General features: G+C 54.1%; 3 protein-coding genes. All 3 read right to left on the reverse strand.

Annotated elements, in window-relative coordinates; all coding sequences use genetic code 11:
* Positions 1–126: 126 nt before the first annotated feature.
* On the reverse strand, positions 127–2745 hold the full coding sequence (gene mutS, locus H6B10_RS13275) for a DNA mismatch repair protein MutS (RefSeq protein WP_204652047.1): 2619 nt from the start codon (positions 2743–2745) through the stop codon (positions 127–129).
* Between the two features lie 50 nt (positions 2746–2795).
* On the reverse strand, positions 2796–3203 hold the full coding sequence (locus tag H6B10_RS13280; protein ID WP_204652048.1) for a YlbF family regulator: 408 nt from the start codon (positions 3201–3203) through the stop codon (positions 2796–2798).
* A gap of 43 nt (positions 3204–3246) precedes the next feature.
* The coding region (locus tag H6B10_RS13285; RefSeq protein WP_204652049.1) for a TRAM domain-containing protein at positions 3247–3581 on the reverse strand (335 nt) is incomplete at its 5' end.

A 3581-nucleotide genomic window follows, 5' to 3' on the forward strand; every position in this document is an offset into this window, starting at 1 on the left:
GTCAATGGCATTTTCCAACAACTCTTTGGCAACCGACGCCGGTCGCTCGACTACCTCGCCGGCGGCAATAAGCTCTGCGGTATGTTTATCCAATACGCGAATTTCCGCCATGCGGTTCACCTGCCTTTACTCTTTATCCAATACATTTTTCAGTTCATAGAGGAAGTTCAGCGCTTCCAGCGGCGTCAGCGTCTCGATATCCACGCTGTGCAGTTTTTCGACCACTTCACTGGGGACAGCCGGATTGTTGTATGCTTCCACCGTTTCAAAATCCAGCTGCATCGTCTGGTTCCGCCCCGGGGCACTGGCTTCCAGTTGCCGCAGCACGGCATGGGCCCGTTTGGTTACGCTGGAAGGCAACCCTGCCAGCTTGGCCACCTCGATACCGTAGCTGTCATCGGCAGGCCCGGCCACAATGCGCCGCAGGAATGTAATATCCTCACCGCGCTTTTTGACTGCAATATTGTAATTCTTGACACCATAGATATCCTTGTCCATGCTGGTCAGTTCATGGTAATGGGTAGCAAACAGCGTCTTGCAGCCGATGTTATCGCAGATATATTCCACAACGGCGCGGGCGATGCTCATACCGTCAAAGGTGGAAGTGCCGCGCCCGATCTCATCGAGAATCACAAGGCTGTTTTTGCTGGCATGGCGCAGAATCTCGGCCACTTCGGTCATCTCCACCATAAAGGTAGACTGCCCGGCTGCCAGGTCATCCGAAGCGCCGACACGGGTGAAAATCGCATCCACCACACCAATATGGGCACTGGATGCCGGTACAAAGCAGCCGATCTGCGCCATAAGCGCAATCAGAGCATTCTGCCGCATATAGGTAGACTTACCGGCCATGTTGGGACCGGTAATCAACAGCATACGGTTTTCGTCTTCATCCAGTAAGGTGTCGTTGGGAACAAACAGGGTACCTTTCAGCATCTGCTCAATGACCGGGTGCCGACCTTCTTTGATCTCGATCACACCGCTCTCGTCCACGACCGGCAGCACGTAATTGTTTTGCAGCGCCACCTCAGCGAAACCGGCCAATACGTCCAGCTGTGCCACGGCCAGCGCCGTCCGCTGGATTCGTACAATCTGCGAAGAAATGTCCGAAAGCAAATCCGCAAACAGCTGGTGCTCCAGAACAAGCAACCGTTCATTGGCACCAAGAATTTTGTTTTCCAGTTCTTTCAACTCCGGCGTGATATAGCGCTCGCCGGTAGTCAGGGTTTGTTTGCGGGTAAAGGTATCCGGAACCGAATCGGTATAAGAGCGGCTCACTTCGATGTAATAGCCAAACACCTTGTTAAAGCCGATTTTCAGCTTAGGGATTCCCGTTTCTTCCCGGAGTTTTGCTTCCAGATTGGCCAGGTAGCCCTTTCCGCCGTGCATAATATCGCGCAGCTCGTCCACTTCGCTGTTGTAGCCCGCGCGGATGGCACCGCCATCCTTGAGAGTCGCCGGGGGATCATCCACCAGCGCCGTTGTGATTTTTTGCAGCAGGTCGCCCAACGGGTCAATCTGTTCTGCCAGCTGTTCCAGAAGCGGCGCACCGCAAGCCGCCGCCTGCGCCTTTACCTGCGGCAGGCAGGCACAGGTATCTCCCAACGCTTTGACTTCACGGGGCGTGGCCGAGCCATACAGAATCCGTGTCGTCAGACGCTCAATATCAAACACATGAGAAAGCGCATCTTTCAGGTCCGCACGGGCAATGTTGGCTGTATACAACGCCTGTACTGCCTGCAGCCTTGCATTGATGGCTTCGGCATCTACCAGCGGCTGTTCAATCCAGGAACGAAGCATGCGCTTGCCCATAGAGGTTTCGGTTTTATCCAGTACCCAAAGCAGCGTTCCCCGTTTTTCCCGGCCACGCATCGTTTCTGTCAATTCCAGGTTGGAACGCGTCACCGGTGAAAGACGCATGTATTGTGCATCAGCGTAATTCTCTACCGTCTTGATGCGTTCCAGACCATGCTTCTGCGTTTCCTGCAGATAGTTCAGCATCGCCGAAACCGCATAAGGAACCAGCGCGTCCGTCTCATATCCCAGGGTATTGCGCCAGTCCGGTCCGAACTGCCCCGACATAGTCGCTTCCATCAGGGAATCTTTGTAGCAGGATTCCTCCCGCAGCTCCACAAGCGCACTGGTATGCTGCTTGATGTAAGCGGTTACATCTTTGAAATCCAGCATAGGCGGGCAGATCAGAATCTCGCTGGGCATATAACGGCACAATTCCGTAATGATGGCCCCGCCGATTTTCTCCGCATTCAATTCAGTGGCACGTGCTTCACCCGTAGAAATATCGGCAAAGCAGATGCCTGCCCGCCAGCGTCCGCGGCGGCGTTTACAGTAGATGCTGCAAAGATAATTGTTTTTGTCTTCCGAGAGCATGCTGCTCTCGATTACGGTACCCGGTGTCACCACACGGATAATATCCCGCTTAACCAGTCCTTTTGCCAGGGCGGGGTCTTCCATCTGCTCGCAGATGGCTACTTTGTAGCCTTTGGCAATCAGACGGGCCACATAATTCTCATAGGAGTGAAACGGCACCCCGCACATGGGCGCCCGCTCTTCCTTGCCGCAGTTTTTCCCGGTCAGCGTCAGTTCCAACTCACGCGATGCCGTCAACGCGTCATCATAGAACATCTCATAGAAATCCCCCACACGATAGAAAAGGATCTCATTGGGATGCTGTTTTTTGATTTCAAAATACTGCTGCATCATGGGCGATACTGCTTGTTCGGCCATGTTTCACACTCCTGTTGTTCCTGCAATCCTTGGGTTTTTATTGTTGTGCATCAGTGGCAGCCGCCGCAGGTTGCACAGCTGCCGCTGCAGCTGCCCTGGGGCTGCTGCACGGTCATGGGGTCGCCGCCGTTCATGGCCGTATTGATGATGGCATCAATATAGCTTACCATCGCTTCACATTCCGCCTTGGCTGCGGTATAACGCACCATGCCCTCGCTGGCCATGATCTGGCTGTACAGATCATTGATGCGCTGGTTCAGTTCTGCCACCCGCGCCGCATCGGTTTCGCTCTTGGCGCTCTCATTGTTCAGATCCAGGCGGGCCAGGTTAAACTCACCGATCATGCCCTGCAGTTCCTCATCGGCATCATTGGCGCGGCGTGCCGCATCCAGTTCCAGGTAACGGGGGTCCGTCTGCATCGCAGCCGCTGCTTTTTTAAACAAATCCATGCAATCCATTGTATATGCTCCTTTTTTGTTCATTCAATAAAATCAATATTTCTTACGGTTCCTGTACCAACTCTCCTGTAAGGAGAGCCGCACGGGAGCCTGTCAGGTGTACCTGTACCCACTGACCAATCAGTTCTTCCGTTCCCGGAAATTCTACAACCAGGTTATTATCCAACCGGCCATTGACGGTTCCCGGTGTCCGGCCGGCGGCCTCCACCAAAACTCGCACCGTCTGCCCTGCCATAGACGCAACTGCTGCAAATGCAAAATCATCCTGCGTCCGCAGCAGACGTTCCATCCGGGCAGCCTTTTCCGCATGCGTTGTGGGGTCCGGCATCTTGGCTGCAGGTGTACCGTTGCGCTTGGAATAGATAAACGTGAACAGCT

Origin of the sequence: Gemmiger formicilis, assembly GCF_016901605.1 — a bacterium.
Classification (GTDB): domain Bacteria; phylum Bacillota; class Clostridia; order Oscillospirales; family Ruminococcaceae; genus Gemmiger; species Gemmiger formicilis_B.